Source organism: Acidiluteibacter sp. (assembly GCF_055129545.1).
In genome coordinates this window covers 478,140-504,773 of record NZ_JBSRUB010000013.1, presented here as the reverse complement: position 1 = coordinate 504,773, position 26,634 = coordinate 478,140, and the positions used below count along the sequence as shown (strand labels likewise).

Below are 26,634 nucleotides of genomic sequence, written 5' to 3'. Positions count from 1 at the left end.
AATTGAGAAACACGGATATTTTAAACCTTGAAATAATAATTTTAAATTTATTATGCATGAATAGTATTTTTATTTCTTTCTTTTTTAAATTAGTTTTGTGAAGCAATTCGTGTTTTGGAATTAAATTCAATCGATTTTATAAACAAAACCGCTATTAAATTGTCCGATAAAGAATAGAATAATTCACTCAATAACAATAAGAAGATGAAAATATTAGTATGTATAAGTAAGGCTCCGGATACCACGGCGAAAATTGCCTTTACTGACAACAATACTGCGTTTGATACAAACGGTGTTCAATTCATTGTAAACCCTTATGATGAATGGTATGCCTTGGTTCGCGGGTTGGAATTGAAAGAACAAAATGGTGGAAGTGTAACTGTTGTTAATGTTGGCTTAGCTGAAAATGAACCAATCATTCGTAAAGCATTAGCAATTGGTGCTGACGAAGCAGTTCGAATTAATGTAAACCCAACAGATGCCTTGCAAACAGCAAAAGAGATTGTTGCCTATGCAAAAGCAGAGGGTTTTGACATGGTATTATTAGGTAAAGAAACCATTGATTACAATGGCTCTCAATTGGGCGGAATGATTGCTGAATTGATGGATCTTCCTTATGTATCGTTAGCGTCTAAATTAGAAATGGCCGGTACTACAGCAACTATTCACAGAGATATTCAAGGCGGAACTGAGGTTGTTGAAGTTAGCGCTCCATTTGTAGTAAGTGCTGCAAAAGGAATGGCTGAAGCACGTATTCCAAACATGAGAGGAATTATGGCTGCACGAACGAAACCATTGAAGGTAGTAGAAGGATCTGGAGCTAATGCTTCAACTACTATTGCCAATTATGAATTGCCTCCTGCAAAAGGGGAATGTCATTACATAGACGCTGATAACGCGGCTGAGTTAATCGAATTGCTTCACAACGAAGCCAAAGTAATTTAAACCAAAAAGATATGTCTGTTTTAATATATGCAAATACTGCAAACGGAAAAATTCATAAATCTGCTTTAGAAGCAGTAGCTTATGGAAGTAAAATCGCAGCAGATTTAGGAACAAATGCAACAGCTATTGTAGTGGGCGAATGCTCTGATGCTGATTCTTTGGGAGAATATGGAGCTACAAAAGTACTTCATGCCAATGATGCAAAATTCAAAGACTTTGATCCATCAACTTACTCAAAAGCTGTTGTGAAAGGTGCAGAAGCTGAAAGTGCTGATGTGATTATTTTTTCTCACGACTTTTCAGGAAAATCGATTGCACCAAGAGTGGCGGCAAAATTAGATGCTGGATTGGTGAGTGGAGCTATCGATTATCCTGCTACTGCAAATGGATTTACAGTGAAAAAAGCGGTATTCTCTGGAAAAGCATTCGCAAACATCACCATCAATACGGAAAAGAAAGTCATTTCTTTATTGCCGAACTCAGTGGACAAATCTCCAAAAGGTGGATCTGCAACTGTAGAAACATTTAATCCAGAAGTGGGAAGCGCATCAGTAAAAGTGAAAGAAATCATTAAAGAGTCTGCCGATCTTCCTTTAACAGAGGCTGAGAAAGTAGTTTCTGCTGGTAGAGGGTTAAAAGGTCCTGAAAACTGGGGAATGGTTGAAGAATTAGCGAAAGAATTGGGTGCAGCAACAGCTTGCTCAAGACCAGTAGCGGATATGGATTGGAGACCTCACCACGAACACGTTGGTCAAACTGGTGTTGCTATTCGTCCAAACTTATACATTGCAATTGGAATTTCAGGTGCTATTCAGCACTTAGCTGGAGTAAACCAAAGTAAAACCATTGTTGTTATTAACAATGATCCTGAGGCTCCGTTCTTTAAATCAGCGAACTACGGTATTGTAGGAGATGCATTTGAAGTTGTTCCAAAATTGGTAGCAGCTGCGAAAGCATTTAACGCTTCAAATCACTAATTTTATAGCATATTTTATATCAATAAATGGGAAGATATTTTTTGTCTTCCCATTTATACCAAATTATGCTTTTGAGTGTCCAAATAATTTTAAAGAGGAAACATCAAAAGCTACAATTGGTTAATGCCGAGTTCTTAGTAAACGAGTAGACGAAGTATACGACATTTAATAACAACATCGGTATTATTAATTTATATCTTTAGTGAAGGATAAGGTATGGGCAGAATGGAGAAAATACAATTAGACATTATAGGGTTATCTTATAGTCAAACACAATCCGGTGCATATGCGCTGGTGCTTGGAGAACAAGAGGGAAAAAGAAGATTGCCGATTATTATTGGAGGTTTCGAAGCTCAAGCTATCGCCATTGAGTTGGAAGACATGACTCCTACTCGACCACTCACACATGATTTGTTTAAAAATTTTGCAGATGTATTTGGCATTTCTATCAAAGAAATAATCATTTACAACCTTGTTGAAGGTGTTTTTTACGCCAAATTAATCTGTGATAAGGATGGAAAAGAAGTTGAAATAGATACCAGAACATCAGATGCAGTTGCACTAGCTGTGCGATTTAAATGTCCGATTTATACTTTTGAATTTATACTGACTTCAGCAGGCATCGTTTTAGACGATGAAAATACGGAAGGCGCAACTACGTCAATAACACCAGAACAAGAGACAACACCTAGCGCACCAAAAAAGAAAAAATCTTCCTTAGCTGATTTTAGTATCAAAGAATTGAATAGCAAACTAGAGAAAGCAATAGAGAATGAAAATTATGAACTTGCTTCTCGGATTCGTGATGAAATCACCAAACGAAACAGCTCCACTAATTAAATAAATTGTGAAGATATCAAACGCTTTTAAGTGGCTTTTGCTACTTCCATTATTTTTCACCTTTGCTTGTGGCGAAGGAAATGTTCCTAAAGCAACCACCTCTTCTGATGGCCTTTCTCTATGGATTTCAAAAGCTGAAAACGCCAATTTTGATTCGCTAAAAGTAGATCAACAAAAAGAATTAACCGCCTACAAGTCTGGCCTTGAATACCGCGGAAAATGGAATCTACTTGATGGCAACATCACTATTAATCAATCTACTTTATTTTCTACCGATTCCAATGGTGTTGATTCATTTCAATTAAAACAAACCAACTATCGCGTTGTAGAGTTAGAAAACAATGTGATCGAATTGATCAACAAAGGCAATTCTGAAAAGTATCAATTGACCAACAACAGTTACAAAATGAAGCTTTCAGAGGGCTTCAGTACCGAGTCTTTATTGAGAGGAATCGTTGGTATGATTGTCTTATTGTTATTGGCCTATGCTTTTAGCATCAATAGAAAAGCGATCTCTTGGAGTCTGGTGAGCAAAGGAATAGGGTTGCAAATTATTTTTGCTGTACTCGTTTTGAAGGTTCCTTTTGTTGCTCGTATTTTTGATGTAGTTAGTGGATTCTTTGTAAAAATTATTTCATTTACTAGTGAAGGAACCAACTTTTTGTTTAGCTCATTCATTACCGAAAAAATAGAAGTTGGATTCATCAACTTTGCGATTCAAGTATTACCTACGATTATATTCTTCTCTGCTTTAACGAGTTTATTATACTATTGGGGAATTTTACAAAAGATCGTTTATGCATTTGCATGGATCATGAAAAAGTTGATGAAATTATCAGGTGCTGAAAGTTTAGCGGCAGCTGGTAACATCTTTTTAGGACAGACCGAATCTCCCTTATTGGTGAAACCTTACCTCAGCAAAATGACCAACTCTGAAATCATGAGTTTGATGTCAGGAGGAATGGCGACCATCGCTGGTGGGGTTTTAGCCGCATACATTGGATTCCTTGGAGGCGATGATCCGGTACAACAAATTTATTTTGCCAAGCATTTATTGGCAGCTTCAGTGATGTCAGCTCCAGCAGCAATTGTAGCAGCAAAAATATTGGTTCCAGAAACTGAAAAAGTAAATGAGACCATGGAAATCAGTAGCGATAAAATTGGTGGAAATGCGCTAGAGGCAATCGCCAATGGAACTACAGATGGAATTAAATTGGCTGTAAATGTCGGTGCGATGCTATTAGTATTCATCGCATTCATCACAATGGGGAATTATTTATTGTGTGATGTAATTGGTCATTACACTGGGTTGAATGAACTCATTTCAAGTAGCACCTCTTTTAGAGGATTGACATTTGAATTCTTAATTGGATATAGCTTTGCTCCTATCGCTTACTTGATGGGAGTCGCAAAAGAAGACATGGTTTTAGTCGGTCAATTGTTAGGTGAGAAAACCATTCTAAATGAATTTGTGGCTTATGTTTCTTTAGGTAAAATGAAAGCCGCACAAATGTTTGCTGAAGAAAAATCCATCACTATGGCGACTTATATTTTATGTGGGTTCGCCAATTTCGCAAGTATTGGAATTCAGATTGGTGGAATTGGGGCATTGGCTCCTAACAAAAAAGGCATCTTGTCTAAATTCGGAATTAGAGCGTTGATTGGAGGAACATTGGCATCACTATTTACGGCTGTAATTGTGGGAGTAATTCTGTAGTTTATCCCCGTTCATTTTCGATTTTTATAAAAGAAAGGTGTGGTATTTCGCTGCACTATTGTTTAAATTTGGCCAACGTCAAATCAATTTATCATGCAGCAATACCACGAATTACTTCAGCATATTTTAGACCATGGAACTCAAAAGGGCGATCGCACAGGAACAGGAACCATTAGTGTTTTTGGCCATCAGTCACGTTATGATTTATCCCAAGGATTTCCATTAGTAACTACTAAAAAAGTGCACTTAAGGTCTATTTTACATGAATTATTGTGGTTTCTTTCGGGTGATACCAATATCAAATATTTGAAAGACAATGGAGTCAGTATTTGGGACGAATGGGCAGACGAAAATGGCAATTTAGGGCCAGTATATGGCTACCAATGGCGTTCATGGCCGACAGCTGACGGCAGACACATCGATCAAATAACGAACATTATTAATCAAATCAAAAATACCCCTGATTCTCGCAGAATTATTGTGAATGCTTGGAATGTAGCGGAAATCGAAAACATGGCGCTTCCTCCTTGTCATGCTTTTTTTCAATTTTATGTTGCAGATGGAAAGTTAAGTTGTCAATTGTATCAGCGCAGCGCAGACACGTTCCTAGGAGTGCCGTTTAACATTGCTTCTTATGCATTATTGACCATGATGGTGGCTCAAGTTTGTGGTTTAAAACCTGGAGATTTTGTGCATACCTTAGGTGATGCGCATTTGTATTCCAATCACATTGAGCAAGCAAATTTACAATTGAGCAGGGAGCTTCGTCCGTTACCAACGATGAAAATAAACCCTGATGTAACCGATTTATTTGACTTCAAATTTGAAGACTTTGAATTGTTGAATTACGATCCACACCCACATATTAAAGCAGCAGTAGCGGTGTAATTAATTTCTTAGGAAATAAATTAACTCAACTAACGCATAAACATCATTTAATCAAATTTTCGATAGAAGCACAACCTTTGTCAGGCTGAGCGGCGTCGAAGCCTAGACATCACACTATGAAAATCTCTTTAATTGCAGCAGCTACTGAAAACAATGTAATCGGACGTGACAATGACCTTCCTTGGTCATTACCAGATGATATGCGATTTTTTGTAAGAACTACGAAAGGCCACCACGTATTGACTGGTCGCAAAAACCTAGAATCCTTTGGAAAATTATTGCCAAATAGAGTTAATATTATTCTAACTCGTGACACCGATTATGAATTTGAAGGTGCTGTTATTGTGCACGATCTGGAAGAAGGCATTCGAATTGCCGATCGGAATCGAGAAGAAGAATTGATGATTATTGGTGGTGGGGAAATCTACAAACAAGCCCTTCCGATGGCTGATCGCATCTACCTTACTAGGATCCATACTGAATTAGAAGGCGATACTTTTTTTCCTGAATTTAGTTTAGATGAATGGAAATTAATTGATTCTGAAAAGCACGAAGCAGACGAAAAGCATGCCTATGCGTTTACTTTTGAGACGTATGAGCGGAAGTAGGTAATAATTTTAATATGCTTGAAGTACAGCGATTCCATCTTTTAAAATTTGAATAAATATTTTTTCGAAATGAGATATGATAAAGTTTATAAATGATAGTAGCTCCTCTGTTGGATGACTAAGCCTTTTAAACCTTATAAAGTTAATTGGATCTGATTGTGAACCAATCGAAATAAAATGCACCCCAATTGAAGGAGGTAAAGCATTAGACTGTTTTAATATAGTTCAAACCCATTCAGATAGATTTGGAGGAAAAAGAATATTGGGTTGGCAAATTGGCAAGCAAGAGGGCTTTATTATTGAAGCCGAAGCACATGCCATTTGGGAAGATCCTTATGGTACTTTTCATGACATTTCTCAAAAACAAGACCATCAAATATTCGAACATATAGTATTCATCAAAGATCCGAGGTTAAATTATCAAGGAAAGCGCATTGATAATATTCGATTAAATATTACGGATAATTTAGCCATTGATGATCTGCTTAAATTGAAATCCATTATTTTCGATCTACAGAATAAACTTGAAGACACAAATTACAGTTTGAATATTTATGAAATAAGATCATTAAAGATTAGAAATCAACAATTTAATAACTTACTGAACTTCATATCATCTGGAAATACTGAGAATGATAATTGTTATTGTGGATCAGAAAATGTTTTTAAAGAATGTCATGCAAAGCAGATTAACTCTTTTCAAGATTATTCTTTATAAATCAACATCAAACAATCTTCCATGCCTCTTCTAACCTCTGCTTGATTTGTTGTTTGTGAGCTCTACTGATTGGTATCTTATCGTTACTGTTTAAAACAAGTGCTCCTCCATCCACGCGCTGCAATTCAACTACCTTTTCGAGGTTTACGAGGTAACTCTGATGCACCCTCATAAAAAAAGTACCTTCCAATAGTCGCTCAAAAGATTTCAACGTCTTTGAAACTAAAATTGGCTTCCCTTCTTCAATAAATACTTCTGTATAGTTATTACTTGCTTTTAAATAAATAATATGGTCAAGTGCGACAAACAACGTTCCTGTACTTGTTGGAATTCCAATTCGGTCATGCTCTACTTTTTTATATTTCTTAAGGTCATTGTATTCAGGGTAGAGTTGTTGCTTTAGTTGAGAGCGAACACTTTTTACGCATTTTTCAAGGGCAATCGCATCAATTGGTTTGTGTAAATACCTCAATGCATTTGTTTTTAATAGGCCCAACTTATCCCGAGTAGACTCTTTATAAGATAAAAGAACGGTATGAAACCTTTTCTTACTGGGTTTCACATTTAGTAACAAATGATTGCTACTGTGAATTTCGCTGTCTAGAAATACTAGATCTGGATCCGAGCTTTGAATAATTTCTAAGCCTTTTTGGGGGCAGTCTGAGCTTCCAATTATATTGATGTTCGTGCAAAACAACCGGAGTAGTTTAGAGAGAGTATTTCGCGTCTCAACGTCATTGTCTATTATTACTATATTCATCGGGTCGGGTAGGTTTAGTAAATAGCATTTCAATCAAATTTACATTTAAAATTTGAAATAATGAACAATCAAGCCATTAGCTTTCATTTACTTTTAGCAAAAAGTAGGTGATTATTGGAAAAAAGGCTAGAAAAAAATAAAAGTTACATATCGTTAGCGACAGTTAGAATAAAAAAAATACCGCAATTACAGTAAAAATTGTAATTGCGATATTCTAAACTAAATTAATTGTGAAAACACATTATAATCAACTTGATTTATGAGGTGGGATACAATACAAATGCATCCCACCAGATAAACCATAATTTGCTGACTATTTCATTATAATAAGGGTTTCTGTTTTAATAGTTTTGTTTCCAATAAACTGAATATGATACGGTCCTAAAGGTAAATGTTGTAAATTAAATTCAAAATAACGCGGATTTTCAACATTCAACGTATGTCTAAAAACAGCTTTCCCTGTAATATCAAAAATTGAGATGTCATAATTCCCTATTTCAGGTACACTAATCTTCAACATTCCATTGGATGGATTTGGATAAAACTTAATTTCTCCTTTCTGACTTTTGTTAAACCCTTCCTGACTTTCAATGCCATTTGAGGACTTTGTTCGAGAATTAGCTTTTGGATCCCCACACTTAGGAACATCAAAACAAACAGTGAACGAACAAGTAGATTGATCACATTCATTGGTAATGATAATATCGAAACAAACTTGTCCTCCTGGGTAATAGTTTGCTCCAACTATCCATTTACCTTGCACAAAACTACCATATGGTGAGATAAAACTTGGAGAAGCAATAACAGTTCCAACTGGTGGAATAATTTGATAAGAATACTTATCACATTTCTTTCCAAAAGGAGCAAAATTTATATCAAATCCTATGTCGTAAACTACACCTTGATCAGCTGTATAATTACACTTCACATATTGGATTCGAACATCTCCTTCACATGGGTCACTACAAGCAGTCAACATTAAGTCAACCTCGCAAGAATAACCATCACAACCATCCAATGTTTCAACATATAATCGAATAGTATATGCCCCAGGAGTTGCAATGGAAAGGTCATTTACTACACCTGTACCTGAGACGATTGTGTTCCAATTCACTCCATCAAATCGCTCCCATCTCCAATTCTGATAAGTTCCTGGGATACCGGGGAATTCAAAAGTCGTTCCTTGCTCGATACAATCAGCGTAGCAACCACACATGAAACTACAGAAGTTTGGCAACTCATGTACCTCTGCAAAGTTATAGTTTGAACAACCATTTACATCTGTACCAACTGCATAATACTTTCCAGCACTTAATGCTGAAGTTGATACTCCCACATCTCCTGTTGTCCAAGAGATACTATTGAATAACCCTGGATTAGTAACGGTTAATAACACCGGACTATCTGGACAAGCAGGTACTGGGTTTGTAGAAATAATAGGAGCAGAAGGTAATCCAAACACTTCTACAGGAAACAAGTACGATTCTTTCGTACAAGGAGTAGTAGTGCTCAACTCTACCTTGAATACATGGTTTCCAATAGGAAGGCCACCTACTAATTCAAGTTGAGGAGATGTAGACCCTGCTAAAGTAAACGGTGCACCACCTATAGAAACGTACCAAGTATAACCATACTCACCACCATAATTACAATTCAAGTTTATATCGTCTCCAATACAATACTTATCTAATCCTGTAATAATAGCATCTGGTATTTCTACTACCTCTACTGTTGCGGGACCAAAGTTTTGGAAACATCCATACACATCGGTTACACCAAGGTAATGAGTAGAAGTTTGAGTAGTACTTGTAGAACTCATTAGAGCTGTTCCCGCTGTACTTCCATCACTCCACAAATAATTATAAGGCGCGGAAGATGGAGATGTAGTATTTGAAAATACAATATTTGCAACTGTTCCAGGACACATTGGCATCGCAGGAGAAACGGTAATATTTCCTGACAAAGCATTTCCTTTCACCGTAATCGTTTGATTGGCGCTTGTACTAGTACAACCAAATTCATCAGTAACGATTAAGTTAGCAGAATAAGAACCAGGAGAAGTATAAGTCTTATCAGGACTTTGAGTTAAGATTCCAGAGCCATCTCCGAAATTCCAATCCCAACTTACTATATTACCAGTAGACAAATCTGCAAATGATAAAGGATTTCCTTCACAAACCACTGGGTTCACAACTGAAAAATCAGCATTTGCATTCAATGGCATTGTGAATGTATTCACAAAAGTACAAGAGGCATTGATTGTTTGTCCACCCCAAGTGTATGTTCTTGTTTCTTGGAGTGTTACTTGAATCACATGACCGCCAATTAATCCAGGTACATTAAGGTAATCTTGACTTGTAGTAGTCCCCAAAGTAGTTGCAGCTGTTATGTCATATACGGTCCAAGAATGGTTGAATAATGACAATGGGCCATGAACTACGTCAGTAGTGTTGATTAGATTAACCAGGAATGTATTTCCCGATGGGCAGCTGATGTTTAATTCATAGTTTGCAACTACAGGAACAACCACATCAAATGTGTAAATTTTATCACAAAGTGGTGCGCCATAAGAGGCAATTACAGTTACAGGATATACTCCACTAGCAGGAAATTGGAACGTTGGCATATACCCAGTGGCTGTTCCTAATTCAGCAAAATTCCATCTCACTTGAGTAGGTGTCAAACCTAAAGCTGTAGCATTAAATCTTACCACATCGCATCCAGGACTTGGAGCATTCTGATAAACATTATAGATAAATGAAATACTTGATCCATGATTAGTACAAACTGGCGGTGGGCCACATCTTCTAGCCCTAACAATATTTGTTGTAGAAGTACAACCATTCGCATCTGTAATTACAACGGAATAATTTCCAGCATCAGCAGGATTATTTCCAATGGTATGATTTGTACCAAATACTCCAGGAATAACAGCAGCATTGTGATACCAAGTATAGGTATATGGACCTGTTCCTTGGACACTCACAAAGAAATTTACTAAATTATTATCAATGCAATTCTTATCACCTGAGTAAGTTAAATTCGCAACCGGTGCAGGATTTACCGTTACATTCTGTGTTACTGTATGAACAGCACTACAATTTGTAGCAGTTCCCGTGATTACAAAAGAACCGCTTGTTGGGAAATTATAACTGATCACACTTCCCGTTCCAGGCAAAGTAACTGTAGTTCCTGTTGCTATATTTTGAACCGTCCAAGTATGCGGACCGGGTGTACCAATGGTGAAGGACGAAGTCCAACTACCTCCATTATTTTGACAAACAACAGATGGACCACTAATACTCATTACAGGATTAGTAACATTTACATCGTAAGAAACCGGAGTTCCAGAAACATTACATGTAATGGGAGTTAATACTATAGATGCTAAGCCTGAATAGTTATTCCAAATCACAGAAATGTTAGGTGTTCCTTGTCCACTAACAACGCTTCCCGCAGTTGAAGGAACAATTGACCACTCATATCCATCCAAAACAAGAGGCATACTATAGCCAATTGGTGCACCGGTAGGCGTATTAGCACATACTATTGCTGGTCCTGTAAAGTCTGACGGATTAATTGTTGGTGGTGTTTTATCGTTGATTGTCACCACATATCCATCAGAGGGGCAATCACTTTGCTTAGATACATGACGTAGAGTAATACTTTTCACTCCAGCAATCCATGTTACTGTAACAGAGTTTCCGTTCGAAGTGGTCACAGTTCCACCATTATTTACTTCCCATTCTAAATAATAATAAGAATAAATAGGCTAGCTGTATAAATTGACACTTCACCAATACAAACTACTACAGGTCCATTTATTACTGTAGGAGTTGGAGGTTTAGCAATCACCGTAAAACCATGCACTGCGTAATCATTACAATAATCTCGAGGAGAACTCACATCTTGAGCAGTTACTGTATATGTTCCAGGTATCAAAGTTCCTGGTACATTGTATGAACTAGATGCAATGCCACTTGAAGCCACTATGGTACCAGATTGATTGGTTACAACCCAAGTTAATTGACTTCCCCCAGGTCCGTTTACTGTTAATGAACTTCCAGCACAGACTTTTGAAGGGCCATTAATTTCAAAAGGAGCTAAAACACTAACATTAAAATCACTAGAACTACCGCTACAACTTAGAAAGTTATTGTCATATTCTACAGTTACAATATTGTTTCCTAGTGCGAAGAATTCGTACCACAATTCATTTCCTGTTTCGGCCACTACAACGCCATTGACTTTCCAAGTATAAATAGTTCCAGGAAAACAAGGGACTTCAAAAAATCCAGCTTCTCCCACACAAACCACTTCATCTCCTTCGATGTCAATGGTGTTTGGAATAATCGGGATATTTACACTTGTATAAGCATCGCAGACACCTCCACAACCAACTAACATTAAGCTAATTGTTCCTGTAGGTCCTGAGCCCCAAAACACATCAATAGAAGTAACATCAATACCATCCGCCGTTTGAGGGGTAATTGTAGCACCTCCTGCAGCACCAGTAATTGTACCATTATTAGAAATAATCCACTTATAATACCCGCCGACACATGGAGTTGGCAGAATTGCATTATAGGTAAAGGTTCCGTTGTCACAAACAACGTTCTGACAAACAATTTCCGGACCTACTTCTTGTTTCACCTTTACGCGTATATAAGAAGTATCCTTACAATGACACTCGTTTTCAACAATTTGAGTTACCAAATAATTGCCAGGTGTATCATAAGTTTCACAAGGGTTTTGTAAGTTTGAAGAATTTGAATTTCCAAAATTCCAAGACCAACTGCTTCCGCCAGTAGAAAGATCATTAAAACAAACGGTGCTATTTAAGCAAATTTCAATTGTACTTGCTCCACCAATAGTTGGAGAAGAATATACTGGTCCGCCATTATCAACTTCGAATTTAGCAATGGGTTTATCCACAATAATAATACAGGTCGTATCTGTTCGAGTGCAACCTGCAGGTGTTGTTTCAGTAACAACAACATAAGCCTGACCCGGACTTCCCCAAGTTACAGTAGATGTATTTGTTGTTGCTCCTGAAATTGAAGTGTAAGCTCCAATTACTGTCCATTGATACGTATTTCCTGCAACATTTGCAGTAGTATAAGTCACAGGACTATCTTCACAAACAGTCTCACACTCAAAAGAAGGTGGTTTTTGATCACCCTGCGTATCTTTTCGCCGTACAGGATCAGTAACGCAATCACTGTCAAAATCAGACACAATTAGTGGTGAGGGTGCAATATTTACTGTAACGTTGAGCGTAATATTGGAGACCAATGCACCTCCAGAATATTCCTGCAACCCCACTGTATGTGGTCCGGGAACTGCTAGTCCCCAAGTAACAGTAAAAGTGGCATTGCCTGTGCCCACATTTATGGTCGCAATACCTGTTCCTCCTGTAGCACTCCAATTATAGATATTTCCCGGGCTATAGGGGTAGGTGTAAGTTACTATATCTCCTTCGCAAACAGAGGTAGCCCCAGTTATAGGTGGGGCAGAAGCATTTCCAATGAGTGGAGATAAAAATAATAATAAGGTCAGAAAGAGGCTGGTCTTATGTCGCCAGCAATTAATCATCTTTTTCATCTGAATAAAGGTTAGGTTAGTTAAAAAATATTTCATTATAAATTTGACTAACAATAACTGAAATTCAATGGACGAACTGGTATCTTGGGGTTTTGAATTAGTATTTAGACCATGAAACATGGAATTAAGTAAGCAAAACACTCCATTCGAAATACTTTGAAGCGAAATACCCATTTAATAAGAGGCGGTTATATAATAATCAAAGAGGTTGTATTGAAGTGATCAATTTTCATGCAGTATCGTCTCTTATTCAATCAAGAAAAACCTATAGTTTTAAAAGGAAAGATCAAAAAAAAGGTAGCTAAGAAGCTACCTTTAATTTTTTCAAAATTGATTTATCAACTTTACTTTCTGCGTATTCTTTGGTGATCTTTAATTCTTTCTGCTTGCTATCACTCGGTATTTCAAACATAGCATCTAGCATGATCGCTTCACAAATCGAACGCAATCCTCTTGCTCCCAATTTATATTGATCTGCTTTCTCTACAATGTAATCCAAAGCTGAAGCTTCAAAAGTTAATGCCACTCCATCTATTTCAAACAACTTGGTAAATTGTTTTGCAATTGCATTTTTAGGCTCTGTTAAGATTCTTCTCAATGCTGCCGCATCCAATGGGTGCAAATAACTCAAGACTGGAATACGACCGATTAACTCAGGTATTAAACCAAACGTTTTAATGTCCTGCGGAGCCACATATTTCAATAGCTCGTCCATGTCGATTTCTTCGTCTTCATTTCTATTTTTATAACCGATAGCATTTGTTTTCAATCGCTTTGCGATAACTTTGTTGATGCCATCAAAAGCACCACCGCAAATAAACAAGATGTTTCTAGTATCTACAGCCACCATCTTTTGTTCAGGATGTTTTCTACCTCCTTGTGGTGGAACATTTACTGTAGCACCTTCTAACAATTTCAACAATGCTTGCTGAACACCTTCACCTGAAACATCTCTTGTAATTGAAGGATTATCACTTTTGCGAGCAATTTTATCCACCTCATCAATAAATACGATCCCTTTTTGAGCCGCTTCTACATCATAGTTTGCTGCCTGCAATAAACGAGACAAAATACTCTCAACATCTTCCCCAACATATCCTGCTTCTGTCAATACAGTTGCATCGGCAATACAAAAAGGAACATTCAATAATTTTGCGATTGTTTTGGCCAAAAGCGTTTTTCCTGTTCCTGTCTCACCAACCAGTAAAATATTTGATTTCTCAATCTCAATTTCGTCATCAGTAACAGCTTGATCCAGTCGCTTGTAGTGATTATATACCGCAACTGCCAACACCTTCTTGGCCTCATCTTGTCCGATAATATAATCGTCCAAATAGGTCTTAATATCTTTCGGCTTCAGATTATTATACGCCGGTTTAGAATTTTGTTTTGGTGCTAATTCTTCCTTTACAATTGCTTCTGCTTGGGAAATACAACTGTCACAGATGTGTCCAGTGATTCCTGCGATCAATACGTGTGTATCTTTTTTATCTCTTCCACAAAATGAACAATGTATATTTTGTTTCTCTGCCATAGTCTAATTTACTGAAATTAAAAGCCGCCCCGATTTTGTCGAGGCGGCTCCAAAGTTAATTATTTTTTCTGAGGACTATTTCCGAACCAACACTTCGTCGATCATACCATATTCCTTAGCCTCATCTGCTTTCATCCAATAATCACGATCAGAATCTTTCTCAACCTTCTCAAAAGGCTGCTTAGAATGGTGCGCAATGATGTCATATAATTCCTTCTTCATCTTCAACACCTCTTTCACTGCAATTTCCATATCAGTTGCCTGACCTTGTGCTCCACTCATTGGTTGGTGAATCATCACTCTTGAGTGCGGCAATGCCGTTCTTTTACCTTCTGCTCCTGCACACAATAAAACTGCTCCCATAGAAGCAGCCATTCCTGTACAAATTGTAGCAACGTCTGGTGCAATGTATTGCATGGTATCATAAATACCTAAACCTGCATAAACAGATCCTCCTGGTGAATTCAAGTAGATTTGAATGTCTTTCTTGTTGTCTACCGACTCTAAGAAAAGCAATTGTGCTTGAATGATATTGGCCATTTGATCATTTACTCCAGTCCCTAGAAAGATTATTCTATCCATCATCAGTCGTGAGAAAACATCCATTTGAGCAACATTCATTTGACGTTCCTCAATAATGTAAGGTGTCATTGATGCATCAATATAATTATCTACGTGCATTCCACTTAGGCCTTTGCCTTTTACAGCAAATTTTCTAAACTCATTATTATCGAACATAGTATCTCTTATTTTAACTCGTTATTATTATCTTTTAGCTTCTGCTAATTTAACGAATTCGTCATAAGTAACAGACTTCTCTTTAATCTTAAAATTGCTATTGTACAACTCTATTAATTTTTGCTGATAAAGCTGCTCATAAATCTGACGTGCTTCGTCTTGATTTTGCAACACTCTATTCGCAGTATCTGTTAATTCTGAATCATCCATAAAGTTTTGCCCCATTCCAGCCATTTGTTGCTGAATTAATGATTTAGTGTATTCTACCACTGCATCTCGGCTAACTTCTAACTTATTATCTTTTATGATTTTATTTTCAATCAACTGCCATTTTAACCCCCTTGCATATTGGTCATATTCTGATTCAATTTGCTCTTTAGTAACTGGCTTTTCGTTAGCTACCATCAACCACTTTTTCAAGAACTCATCTGGCAGGTCAATCTTTGTTTTTTCAATCAATGTATCCTGAACTTCTCTGTTCAATAATTGATCAGCATTCTGATTGAAACTCTTCTCTAATTCTTCTTTAATCTTGTCTCTAAACTGCGCTTCAGAAGTCACTACATCTTTACCATAAAGCTTATCAAAAAACTCTTGGTTCAAATCTGCAGGAGCCATTCTGTTAATTTTCTCAACAGTAAAGTTAAAGTCGCTCTTTATATTCGCTGCTTCAGATTCGTCTACACCTAACCAAGACTTCACGTAATTAGCTCCACCCATTTTAGAAGGATTCACTTTAATAGTATCGCCCGGCTTAACTCCTGTCAATTTTTTAACGGTGTCTTTATCAGCAACAGTTACAATATTCAAAACGGTGCTGTTGTAAATTCCCGCATCCTTCACATCTCCGTTGTCATCCAACTCCACAAACTTTCCATAAAGCATGTCGTCTGCGTTAGAAACGTCAGCGTTTTCCATTTTACCGTAACGCTTAGCAATTTCGTTTACGTTCTGATCGATTAATTTATCATCGATCTTCACCAATACTTTGTCGAATTTATGCTTGTCAGATACTTCTACCTTAAATTCAGGTGCAATTCCAATTTCGTATGTAAATTCAAAGTTAGTTTGCGTTACAAAGTCAATTCTATCTTGTTGCTTTGGTATTGGATTACCCAACATATCAATTTTGTTTTCTGATATGAATTTATACAATTCATCAGACAAAATTTTATTGATTTCATCTATTAAAACACTAGTCCCTACTTGTTTTTTGATCACACCCATTGGAACCATTCCTTTTCTAAATCCAGGAATAGTCGACTTTTTTCTGTGTTCTTTTAATACAGCATCTACTTTATCTTGATAATCTGCAGGCGTTAACTTTAACGTAATTTCTGCATTTAACTGATTGATGTCTTTTCTTGTTACGTCCATTGTAAATAGAATCTTTAAAATGTATTTAAATTAAAAATGGCATAAGACGAAGGAATTTCCTTCGCTTTATACCATTCCTGTAGTGCGGATGAAGGGACTCGAACCCCCAAGCCTCGCGGCACTAGATCCTAAGTCTAGCGTGTCTACCAATTTCACCACATCCGCCAATAAAATCTCCTTTAAAAACGAGAGGGCAAAGATACCTTTTTTCAAATAATATATAGTGGAATTGAAAAAAATAATTATTCCATTCAAAATAACTTTTCAAAGCCATTTCGATATCCTTAAATTTGAATTCAGAAAAATAAAAATCTATGATCAAAATAAATCCAAAAGAAGTCACGGTTCCTGAATTACAAAGACATTTGCAGTCTGCCATAGGTCCAAGACCGATTGCATTTGCTAGCACTATAGATAAGGATGGCAATCCCAATTTATCTCCGTTTAGTTTCTTCAATGTGTTTAGTGCAAATCCTCCTATCTTAATTTTCTCGCCTGCAAGAAGTGGACGAACTAATACCACAAAAGACACATACAACAATGTAAAGGAAGTAGACGAAGTAGTAATCAACATTGTGAATCATGACATCGTTCATCAAATGTCTCTTTCTAGTTCTGCTTACCCAAAGGGTGTAAATGAGTTTATCAAAGCAGGCTTTACTCCTGTAGAATCAGAAATGATTCGACCAGCAAGAGTGAAAGAATCTCCTGTTCAAATGGAGTGCAAAGTGAAACAAGTAATAGAATTAGGCGATCAAGGCGGTGCCGGGAACTTAATTATCTGCGAAGTACTTTTAATGCACATCGACGAAAGTATTTTGGATGCGAATGGACAAATTGATCAACACAAGATTGACTTAGTCGGAAGAATGGGAGCAAACTGGTATGTTCGTGCCAATCACGAAGCCCTTTTTGAAGTAGACAAACCCATCACCACTTTAGGAATTGGATTTGACAATATTCCGAATCACATTAAAAATAGCGAAACCTTAACTGGAAACGATTTGGGAATGTTAGGAAATATAGAAGCGCTGCCCTCTGAAGAGGAAATTAGCACTTTTGGAAAGCAAAATAACCTGAGCGACTTCAGAGAAAAGGAATTACATGAAGCAGCAAAACATTTGCTTAGTCAGAGCAATACTGCTGATGCATGGAAAACATTGCTATTCAAAAAATAAAACAAAAAGTCCTCAATTTTGATGAATTGAGGACTTTCAATTATAGACACACAAAAAAGGCTTCGAAAAAATTCGAAGCCTTTTTAATTATATCGGATTTGAAGCTTACTTCTTTTTGAAGCTCTTGTATCTTGTATTAAATTTATCAATACGTCCTGCAGTATCGATCAATTGTAATTTACCTGTGTAAAACGGGTGAGATTTATGAGAAATCTCCAATTTTACAACTGGGTATTCATTTCCATCTTCCCACTCTATTGTTTCTGTTGTTTCAGCAGTTGATTTAGTCATAAAGGCATAGTCGTTAGACATGTCTTTAAATACTACCATTCTATAGTTGTCTGGGTGGATATCATTCTTCATCTTATTCCTCTTTAAAAATTTTAAGGACGCAAAGATATGAATAATCTATTTTTCACAAGTCTTTTTTTATAAAAAAAGTAATTCGGTTAATAAATCTCTAAAAAGATCATTAAATCCCCCTGCTTTCCATTCGACTTAATTAAGGGTTCTTAACATACTCCAAAAATCCGAGAGCTTATAAATCTCGTTTATGGTGCATGAAGTTGGAACAACCGACAATTTCATTCGAAAATGAATACTAACCAAAATTAAGAAAAATGAAAACATCTACAATCTTTAAATTCTTATGTGGAGCGATCTTTACAGGGGGAATTTTAACATCGAATGCTGCAACATTTGTAGTCTCGAATAGCAACAATACAGGCGCAGGATCATTAAGAAATGCAGTTGGTCTAGCAAGTTCAGGAGATACTTTAATTTTCGCCGCTGCAACTAACAATATGCCAATCCTATTAACGTCTGGGGAAATTACGTTGGATAAAAATCTAGTAATTTCAGGAAATGGAGTGACGAATACTATCATTGATGCAAATACTAATGGTCGGGCTTTTAACATTCCTAATACAATCTTAACTAATTATCAAATAACAATAACTGGCATTGGGTTCAAGAATGGAAAAGCTACTTTGGGTGGTGCAATCAATGTCAATGGAAACACTTTAAATCTTGCAAATTGTGATTTCACAAATAATGTTGCAGATTCTAGCGGGGGTGCTATTTACATTGATGCAGGAACTTTAAACGTAAACAATTCGAATTTCAGCACAAATGAAGCAAAAGGAATGCTAAACCCCAATGGAGGTGGAGCTGTTTTTAATCAAGATGGAAATTTAACCGTTGACAATAATTCAACTTTTTTAAAAAACAAAGCTACCGGTAGAAGTGGTAGCGGTGGTGCTATCTTTAATGCAGGTGGAAGCTTTATTCCAGGGTCATTAACAATCAACACTGCGCTGTTTAAACAAAACACTGCTACTAGAGCAGGTGGCGCAATTGAAGACAATGTAGGCGCAGGAACGGTATTAATTGACTCAACTATGATGGATTCAAACATGGTAATGTCTAATCCAGGAAATGGTGGAGCGATTCATATTACAGGAGCTTCTAATTTTAACATCACTAATTCAGAATTCACGAACAACATCGCAAGCGCTGAAGGTGGCGCATTGTGGAATGGTTCAGGAACAATGACCGTTGGCAATTCAATTATAAGTGGAAACATTGCTTCTGGAAACGGATCTGATCAAGGTGGTGGTGGTATCTACAACCTTTCAGGAAACCTAATAGTAAACAACAACACCATTATTTCAGGAAACATTGCGGATGGAACAAGCGGAAGCGGTGGCGGAATCTTAAATGACAATGGTGGTTCACTTACCATTTCTAACAGTCAACTATTGAACAATACAGCAAAAAGAGCAGGCGGAGCAATCGAAGATAACTCAGGCGCTACAACAACTGTATTATTGACTGACGTTATGATTAATAACAATTCAACAGCTTCTGCACCTGGAAACGGTGGCGGATTGCACATCACTGGTGCAGGAAATGCTACAATTCTAAGAGCAACCATGAACAACAACATGGCTTCAGCAGAAGGTGGTGCTTTGTGGAATGGAACAGGTACCATGAATGTTGACAGCTCTTCTTTTGACAACAATATGGCAAGTGGAGCTCCTGCCAATCAGGGTGGTGGAGCAATTTACTCTTTAAGAGGTCTTTTAATTGTATCAAACTCTGATTTAACAAACAATTCAGCTAATGGCACTGCCGGAAGTGGTGGAGCAATTTTAATTGATAGTGCCGGTACTTTAAGATTAACAAATAGCACACTTACAGGAAACTCATCAATGAGAGCTGGTGGTGCAATTGAAGATAATTCGGGTGCAGCAACAACTTTAATACTGACAAATAATAGCATCAATAGTAATTCAACAGGAAGCTCGCCTGGTAATGGTGGTGGAATTCACATTACAGGCGCAGGAGATATGACAATCTCAGGTGGTACCGTAAATTCAAACACAGCATCATCTGAAGGTGGTGGACTTTGGAATGGTTCAGGATTAATGACCGTGACTAATGTAACTATTGATGGAAATACTGCAAGTGGAGCTGCTATTTCGAATGGTGGAGGTGGAATATTTAATAACGGTGGAGAATTATCTGTAAACACCTCTACTCTATCAAACAACATGGCCGATGGAACTTCTGGAAATGGTGGTGGAATCCACAATGACATGGGGATAATGACATTAAACAACAACACCATTTCAGGAAACACCTCTTTGAATTTAGGTGGTGGAGTTTTCAACAAAGGAAAAGCAACTCTAATCAGCAATACCATTGCATTTAATCAGTCAAACACTGGTAGTGGATTCGCTCAATCAGCCGCAACTGACACCTTGAATATTTCTTCTTCAATTGTTGCCATGAACACTTCAGCATTTGTAAACAATGACATTTCTGATGTGGCGGGTTCAATTACCTCTAACGGATACAACTTGATTGGAAAAACTGATGCAAACACTTTTGTGCCGACGATGGGAGATACGGTAGGAACATTAAACAATCCTATTGACCCAAAAATAGACACTTTAGCGAATAATGGCGGATTAACAATGACTCACAGACTACAATGTGTTAGTCCTGCAATTAATGCCGGCGACCCTGCATTAACCAACAATGACCAAAGAGGCTTAGGTGTATTCTTAAACAGAAGAGACATGGGTTCTTTTGAACGCCAAGACACTTGTTTGACTTCTTCTATTTTTGCGAACAAATTGAACGAATTAAATGGAAGCAAGATCTATCCAAATCCAATCTCTAACGAAAATTTAACAATTGATATTCCTCAAGAATTTGGAACGAGCAATACAGTTAGAGTAATTGAAGTGGCTTCAGGTAGAATTATATTAAACACTCAATTAAATTACGGAATTCAAGAAATCAATACTACTGATTATTCAAATGGTATATATGTAGTTCAGATTATTTCAGGAAACTCCGCAGAAACACACCGATTGGTGATCTCTGAGTAAATTATTATCAGCTATGGAAAGCCCTTGATTGAACAATCAATCAAGGGCTTTCTTGTTTATTTCCAAAAATAGCACTCATTTGAACTAAATTTTATAATTATTTAATCCTTAAATGGCTTTTCTAATTCGCTTTGTGCAAAATAATTTGCAATTTTGAAGGAAATATAAAAACAACTCATAATGACTAAAGTTCACAATTATAGTGCAGGCCCTTGCATCCTGCCACAAGAAGTTATAAAACAAGCATCTGAGGCTGTAATCAATTTCAATAACCTCAATCTTTCAATTCTTGAGATTTCTCATAGAAGTAAGGATTTTATTGAAGTAATGGATAATGCAGTTGAGCTAGTTAAAGAACTTTTAAATGTGCCCAGTGGTTACAGCGTTTTATTTTTACAAGGCGGTGCGAGTTTAGGTTTTTACATGTCAGCCATAAACGTGATGAAAAAAGACGGTAAAGGCGCATACATCGACACTGGTGTATGGAGTGCTAAAGCCATCAAAGAAGCAAAAAAATTAGGTGCAGTAGATGTGATTGCATCGAGCAAAGACAAAAATTACAACTTTGTACCTAAATCGTTTGAAGTTCCTGGTGATGCAGACTTTTTACACTACACGTCAAACAATACAATATATGGCACACAATTTAAAAGTGTCCCTCAATCCAATATTCCTCTAATTTGCGACATGTCATCTGACATTTTCAGCAAGGAAATTGATGTGACTAATTTCGATATGATCTACGCAGGAGCGCAAAAGAACATGGGACCTGCAGGAACTACATTATATATTGTAAAAGATGAATTGTTAGGCAAAACAGGAAGAGATCTACCTTCTATGTTGGATTTACAAATTCATATCGACAAAGAATCAATGTTCAATACTCCTCCAGTATATCCAATCTATGTTTCTATGCTTAACCTACAGTGGTTAAAAAAGAACGGTGGTGTAAAATGGATTGAAGGAATCAACAATCAGAAAGCAGAGTTGTTATACACTGAAATTGATAGAAATCCATTATTCAAAGGAATCGTAGAAAAAGAAGATCGTTCAAACATGAATGCAACATTTGTATTGGTGGACGAATCTAAAAGTGAAGCTTTTGATGCGGCTTGGAAAGCTGCAAACATCAGTGGAATTAAAGGTCACCGTTCGGCAGGTGGTTATAGAGCATCGATGTACAACGCTTTGCCACTAGACAGTGTGCAAGCATTGGTGGATGTAATGCAAGCATTCGAAAAAAGTAACGGTTAATATAATAAATAGACACCCAAAACAAAAAAAATGAAAATTTTAGCAAACGATGGTATTGCTCCATCAGGCAAAAAATTATTAGAAGATTACGGTTATACAGTAGTGACTGAAACGGTTCCTCAAGACCAATTGATTGATGCAATCAACAATGAGAACTATGAGGTAGTTTTGGTTAGAAGTGCAACCACAGTTCGAAAAGAAGTAATCGACAGTTGTCCAAAACTAAAAATGATTGGACGCGGTGGTGTTGGAATGGATAACATTGATGTAGCTTATGCAGAAAGTAAAGGCATTTATGTATTCAATACACCTGCTTCTTCAAGTCAGAGTGTAGCTGAATTAGTAATGGCTCATTTATTTGGTGCAGTTCGTTTTTTAGATGCTTCTAACCGAGCAATGCCAACTGAAGGTGCTGAAAATTTCAAAGGCTTGAAAAAAGCGTATGCGAAAGGCATCGAATTAAGAGGCAAAACAATGGGGATCATTGGTTTTGGACGAATTGGACAAGCAGTAGCTTCATACGCATTGGGTTGTGGAATGAAAGTAATGGCTTCTGCTCCAGGAATGGAATCCACTAATGTGAGTATCATTATAGAAGGACACGGAACAGTTTCGGTTGCGGTTGCTCCTTCAACTATGGATGAAGTATTGAAAAACAGCGATTTCATCAGCATGCATACTCCTGCATTGGCAGAACCAATCATAGGAAAAGCTCAATTCGAAATGATGAAAAATGGAGCGATTTTAGTAAACGCTGCAAGAGGTGGTGTGGTTGATGAAACTGCATTGATCGAAGCCTTAGATAATGGAAAATTGGCGCACGCTTGTTTAGACGTTTTTGAAAACGAACCAAAACCTAATGTTGATTTATTGCACCACAATAAAATTTCACTAAGCCCTCACATAGGAGCTGCTACAGTGGAAGCTCAAGACAGAATTGGAACTGAATTGGCAGAATTAATCATGGCTAAAAAAGCGGAACTAGTTTAAATACTAGTTCCCTTATTTTTATATTTTATACCCGTTAACAATTGGCAGAAGTAATTCCTTTTCGCGCCTTTCGACCAGTACGCGACAAAGTTCATTTAGTAGCATCACGTTCATACGTAACCTACAAAAAAGGTGATTTAAAAAATAAATTGGATGAAAATCCTTTTACTTTTTTACACGTTATCAATCCTGAACACACTTTAAAAGCGGGCACAAAAGCAAATACCGCTGCTCGTTTTAAATTGGTAAAAACTCGTTTCGATCAATTTGTAGAAGAGGAAATTATTAAGCAGGACGAAAAACCAGCTTACTACCTGTATCGTCAAATCAAGAATGGACATCCGTATATTGGAATTATAGCGTGCGCAAGTGTTGCGGACTATTACAACAATGTGATTAAAAAGCATGAAGCAACGATAACGAAACGTGAAAAGCTTTTTAAAAATTACTTGGATTTTGTAGAGATCAATGCCGAGCCGGTGTGCTTTACGTATCCAAATGAGCCAAAGATTGATGAAATCTCAGAGCAGAAATTGGCGCATTCGCCAGAGTATGATTTTACAACCACTAATCGAGTGCGTCATACCTTTTGGGTAATTGACAATGAGCAAGAAGTAGCCGAAATACAAGCAGCATTCGATCACTTACCAGCCGTTTATATTGCCGACGGCCATCACCGATCAGCTTCCTCTGCCCTTTTAGGAAAGGAAAAAGCAACAGAAAATAAAGGAAAACCCTCTCCGACAGATTACTTTATGGGAATATTTATTCCTGAAAGCAATTTAAAGATATACGAATTCAATCGATTAGTTACAAATATTGGAACCCATTCAAAAGAATCGCTGATCGAAGCAATCAGCAAACAATTCAAGGTATCCGAAAAAGGGTGCGATCATTACCAACCGAAGCAAGTGCATGAAATTAGCATGTACATCGATGGAGAATGGTATTGCTTGGAGCCAAAAAATGGAAGTTTCAACGAATCGCATCCAGTAGATGTTTTAGATGTTTCTATTCTTTCTAAAAACATTCTGGAACCAATCCTAGGAATCACAGACTTAAAAACAGACCCTCGAGTATTGTTTATGGGTGGCTTAGAAGGCTTGGGCAGATTGCAACAGGAAGTTGATCAAAAGCGAGCGAGAGTGGCTTTTGCACACTATCCTGTTACTATAGAGCAACTAAAGGCTGTAGCTGATGCAGATCAAATTATGCCGCCAAAAAGTACTTGGATAGAACCTAAACTAAGAAGCGGTTTAACTGTTTATAGCATAGAAAATAGTAAATAATGAGCGTAGCAGAGAATTTATCTTCCTATAAAGAGAAAGTTGGCCCTGATGTCACATTGGTAGCAGTTTCTAAAACAAAGCCAAACGAGGACATTTTAGAAGCATATGAAGCCGGACAACGAATCTTTGGTGAGAACAAAGCTCAGGAAATGACTTCTAAATACGAGGCTTTGCCAAAAGACATTGAGTGGCACATGATCGGTCATCTGCAGCGCAACAAGGTGAAATACATTGCGCCTTATGTCTCATTAATTCATTCGGTTGACAGTCTTCGGTTATTGAAAGAAATCAATAAAGAAGCGAAAAAAAACGAACGGGTGATTAACTGTTTGTTACAAGTCTACATCGCCAAAGAAGAAAGCAAGTTTGGGTTGGATGACTCCGAAGTGATCCAAATTTTGGAGAACGAGGCTTCTGAATTAACCAACATTAAAATTATAGGACTAATGGGAATGGCCACCAACACAGAAAATCAGGAAACAATAAAAAAAGAATTTCTTTCGTTGAACCATTTTTTCAATCAAATAAAACAACAATATTTTAGCACCGACAATGGGTTCAAAGTGGTTTCCATGGGAATGAGCGGAGATTATTCTTTAGCAATTTCTTGCGGATCGAACATGGTACGGATTGGAAGTGCTATATTTGGCAATAGAAATTATATCAATTAAATAAGCGTAACGGCTATTCGTTAACTAAAAACAATCATGAAAGAAGAAAAATCAGAGAGCAAAAAGTTAGAGCTTTTAAAAACTCAATTGCTTTCTAATAGTGAACACACCGTCATAGAAGCACTAGACGGAATTAGAACAGATGGTGAAGCAGAAATCTTACCCACTGTATTAGAATTACTTGCTGAGACTGACAATCCGGACATAGAAGCAGGAATCATTCAACTGTTGTTTGATTTGCAAAGCGAGGACGCAGTTCCGTATTTAATAGACGGACTCAACAACCAGCGGTTGAAACACTTCCACAATTTCTTAATTTCAGCCTTTTGGCAGTCTTCACTGGATGGTTCAGAACACTTAACCTTGTTTGTAACCAAAGCGGTAAAAGGCGATTATATGATTTGCTTAGAAGCATTGACCGTAATTGAGAATTTTGACACTGTATTTACAGTTGCAGAAGTTCAGCATTGTGCAACTATCCTTTCTGAAGGAATAGATAGGGAGAAGCAAAAAGAGAAAAAAGAATTATTGAAAAGCATGTTGGAAGTTGTGGAGCAACTTGCTACAGAGGAGTAAAATATGGATAAAAAATACGATAACTTAAAAGACAAACTTGAAAAAGAGTTTAACTGGCCAAGCGTATACATGTTTAAATTTATAGTGCCTAGTGATAATCAAAAAATTGCCTTGGTAGAAAAAGAATTTGGCAGTGAAGCGATCATAAATGTACGTCAGTCATCAGGAGGAAAATTCACGAGCATTACTGTAAAGGAATTGATGCTTAGCCCTGATGAAGTCATCAAACGGTATCAAAAATTAGATGGAATTGAAGGAATCATGTCGTTGTAAAACGATGTGATTTTTTTTTGCATTTACCTTATATTCAAATTATAAACTCTCGATAAAGTTATTGCTGTAGCAAACTCTCGGAGAGTTAGTAAACTATTAGATACTAACAATCAGATAGTTAGCTACTGGCTAAATTTCCTATTTATTTGTCTGGCTGAGCTTCACAAAGTTTATACTGAGCCACGTCGAAGTGAAGCCTAAGACAAATAAATTAAACTATTGCATTTCCTTTGCCTACCCTTCGACAAAAAGCTCTGGATGACAAAGGTTTGGACAATAGCTATGCTAATAACTTA

The 26,634-nt window shown here is 37.0% G+C and carries 22 protein-coding genes and 1 tRNA gene; 15 read left to right on the top strand and 8 right to left on the bottom strand.

All coding sequences use genetic code 11. The features are described 5' to 3' along the window. Positions 1-204 precede the first annotated feature (204 nt). From ACTB0X_RS08225 to ACTB0X_RS08195, 7 genes are all read left to right on the top strand, one after another. Positions 205-945: an electron transfer flavoprotein subunit beta/FixA family protein gene (locus ACTB0X_RS08225; protein WP_463024519.1), complete on the top strand. Its 741-nt coding sequence runs from the start codon at positions 205-207 to the stop codon at positions 943-945. Between the two features lie 11 nt (positions 946-956). Further along, entirely contained in the window at positions 957-1,922 is a 966-nt protein-coding gene (locus ACTB0X_RS08220; RefSeq protein WP_463024518.1) for an electron transfer flavoprotein subunit alpha/FixB family protein, read from the top strand. 225 nt (positions 1,923-2,147) lie between these two features. Next, the gene (locus tag ACTB0X_RS08215) at positions 2,148-2,762 is read left to right on the top strand and encodes a bifunctional nuclease family protein (protein WP_463024517.1); all 615 of its coding nucleotides are present in this window, start codon (positions 2,148-2,150) and stop codon (positions 2,760-2,762) included. Between the two features lie 7 nt (positions 2,763-2,769). Further along, positions 2,770-4,479: a NupC/NupG family nucleoside CNT transporter gene (locus ACTB0X_RS08210; protein WP_463024516.1), complete on the top strand. Its 1,710-nt coding sequence runs from the start codon at positions 2,770-2,772 to the stop codon at positions 4,477-4,479. Positions 4,480-4,572: 93 nt separating this feature from the next. Continuing rightward, positions 4,573-5,367 carry a thymidylate synthase gene (locus ACTB0X_RS08205; protein WP_463024515.1) on the top strand — a complete coding sequence of 265 codons (795 nt, stop codon included), beginning with the start codon at positions 4,573-4,575 and terminating at the stop codon, positions 5,365-5,367. Between the two features lie 116 nt (positions 5,368-5,483). Further along, entirely contained in the window at positions 5,484-5,975 is a 492-nt protein-coding gene (locus ACTB0X_RS08200) for a dihydrofolate reductase (protein ID WP_463024514.1), read from the top strand. 262 nt (positions 5,976-6,237) lie between these two features. Next, positions 6,238-6,693 (top strand): hypothetical protein, encoded by a 456-nt coding sequence (locus tag ACTB0X_RS08195; protein ID WP_463024513.1) that lies wholly within the window; start codon positions 6,238-6,240, stop codon positions 6,691-6,693. 7 nt (positions 6,694-6,700) lie between these two features. On the opposite strand, the gene ACTB0X_RS08190 is transcribed toward ACTB0X_RS08195, so the two are convergent. The 7 genes from ACTB0X_RS08190 to ACTB0X_RS08160 form a co-directional block, all read right to left on the bottom strand. Next, entirely contained in the window at positions 6,701-7,453 is a 753-nt protein-coding gene (locus ACTB0X_RS08190; protein ID WP_463024512.1) for a LytR/AlgR family response regulator transcription factor, read from the bottom strand. A 313-nt stretch (positions 7,454-7,766) separates the two neighbouring features. After that, entirely contained in the window at positions 7,767-11,174 is a 3,408-nt protein-coding gene (locus ACTB0X_RS08185) for a PKD domain-containing protein (RefSeq protein WP_463024511.1), read from the bottom strand. Between the two features lie 26 nt (positions 11,175-11,200). Further along, a complete protein-coding gene (locus ACTB0X_RS08180) occupies positions 11,201-13,057 on the bottom strand; it encodes a PKD domain-containing protein (RefSeq protein ID WP_463024510.1) in 1,857 nt (618 codons plus the stop codon). Positions 13,058-13,358: 301 nt separating this feature from the next. Further along, entirely contained in the window at positions 13,359-14,591 is a 1,233-nt protein-coding gene (gene clpX / locus ACTB0X_RS08175) for an ATP-dependent Clp protease ATP-binding subunit ClpX (protein WP_463024509.1), read from the bottom strand. A 75-nt stretch (positions 14,592-14,666) separates the two neighbouring features. Further along, a complete protein-coding gene (gene clpP / locus ACTB0X_RS08170; protein ID WP_463024508.1) occupies positions 14,667-15,329 on the bottom strand; it encodes an ATP-dependent Clp endopeptidase proteolytic subunit ClpP in 663 nt (220 codons plus the stop codon). A gap of 27 nt (positions 15,330-15,356) precedes the next feature. Continuing rightward, positions 15,357-16,706 (bottom strand): trigger factor, encoded by a 1,350-nt coding sequence (tig, locus tag ACTB0X_RS08165; protein WP_463024507.1) that lies wholly within the window; start codon positions 16,704-16,706, stop codon positions 15,357-15,359. An 83-nt stretch (positions 16,707-16,789) separates the two neighbouring features. After that, positions 16,790-16,871 (bottom strand) — tRNA-Leu (locus tag ACTB0X_RS08160). 149 nt (positions 16,872-17,020) lie between these two features. Between ACTB0X_RS08160 and ACTB0X_RS08155 the strand changes: the two genes are divergently transcribed. Then, positions 17,021-17,884, top strand: a complete 864-nt coding sequence (locus tag ACTB0X_RS08155) for a flavin reductase family protein (protein WP_463024506.1) — start codon at positions 17,021-17,023, stop codon at positions 17,882-17,884. Positions 17,885-17,989: 105 nt separating this feature from the next. Here ACTB0X_RS08155 and ACTB0X_RS08150 read toward each other — a convergent pair whose 3' ends face one another. Beyond that, positions 17,990-18,247, bottom strand: coding sequence for a type B 50S ribosomal protein L31 (locus ACTB0X_RS08150; RefSeq protein ID WP_463024505.1), 258 nt, complete (start codon positions 18,245-18,247; stop codon positions 17,990-17,992). A 257-nt stretch (positions 18,248-18,504) separates the two neighbouring features. On the opposite strand from ACTB0X_RS08150, the gene ACTB0X_RS08145 reads away from it, so the two are divergent. The 7 genes from ACTB0X_RS08145 to ACTB0X_RS08115 all read left to right on the top strand — a co-directional run bounded on the left by ACTB0X_RS08145 (position 18,505) and on the right by ACTB0X_RS08115 (position 26,338). Continuing rightward, complete coding sequence (locus ACTB0X_RS08145; protein WP_463024504.1) at positions 18,505-21,285, top strand: beta strand repeat-containing protein; 2,781 nt, start codon at positions 18,505-18,507, stop codon at positions 21,283-21,285. 180 nt (positions 21,286-21,465) lie between these two features. Then, positions 21,466-22,539 (top strand): 3-phosphoserine/phosphohydroxythreonine transaminase, encoded by a 1,074-nt coding sequence (gene serC, locus ACTB0X_RS08140; RefSeq protein WP_463024503.1) that lies wholly within the window; start codon positions 21,466-21,468, stop codon positions 22,537-22,539. 30 nt (positions 22,540-22,569) lie between these two features. Beyond that, positions 22,570-23,529: a D-2-hydroxyacid dehydrogenase gene (locus ACTB0X_RS08135; protein ID WP_463024502.1), complete on the top strand. Its 960-nt coding sequence runs from the start codon at positions 22,570-22,572 to the stop codon at positions 23,527-23,529. Between the two features lie 41 nt (positions 23,530-23,570). Continuing rightward, positions 23,571-24,818: a DUF1015 domain-containing protein gene (locus ACTB0X_RS08130; RefSeq protein WP_463024501.1), complete on the top strand. Its 1,248-nt coding sequence runs from the start codon at positions 23,571-23,573 to the stop codon at positions 24,816-24,818. Then, complete coding sequence (locus ACTB0X_RS08125) at positions 24,818-25,489, top strand: YggS family pyridoxal phosphate-dependent enzyme (protein WP_463024500.1); 672 nt, start codon at positions 24,818-24,820, stop codon at positions 25,487-25,489. The genes ACTB0X_RS08130 and ACTB0X_RS08125 overlap by 1 nt, the downstream gene beginning before the upstream one ends. Positions 25,490-25,525: 36 nt before the next feature. Continuing rightward, entirely contained in the window at positions 25,526-26,065 is a 540-nt protein-coding gene (locus ACTB0X_RS08120; protein ID WP_463024499.1) for a HEAT repeat domain-containing protein, read from the top strand. 3 nt (positions 26,066-26,068) lie between these two features. Further along, positions 26,069-26,338, top strand: coding sequence for a DUF493 family protein (locus ACTB0X_RS08115; protein ID WP_463024498.1), 270 nt, complete (start codon positions 26,069-26,071; stop codon positions 26,336-26,338). Positions 26,339-26,634 lie beyond the last annotated feature (296 nt).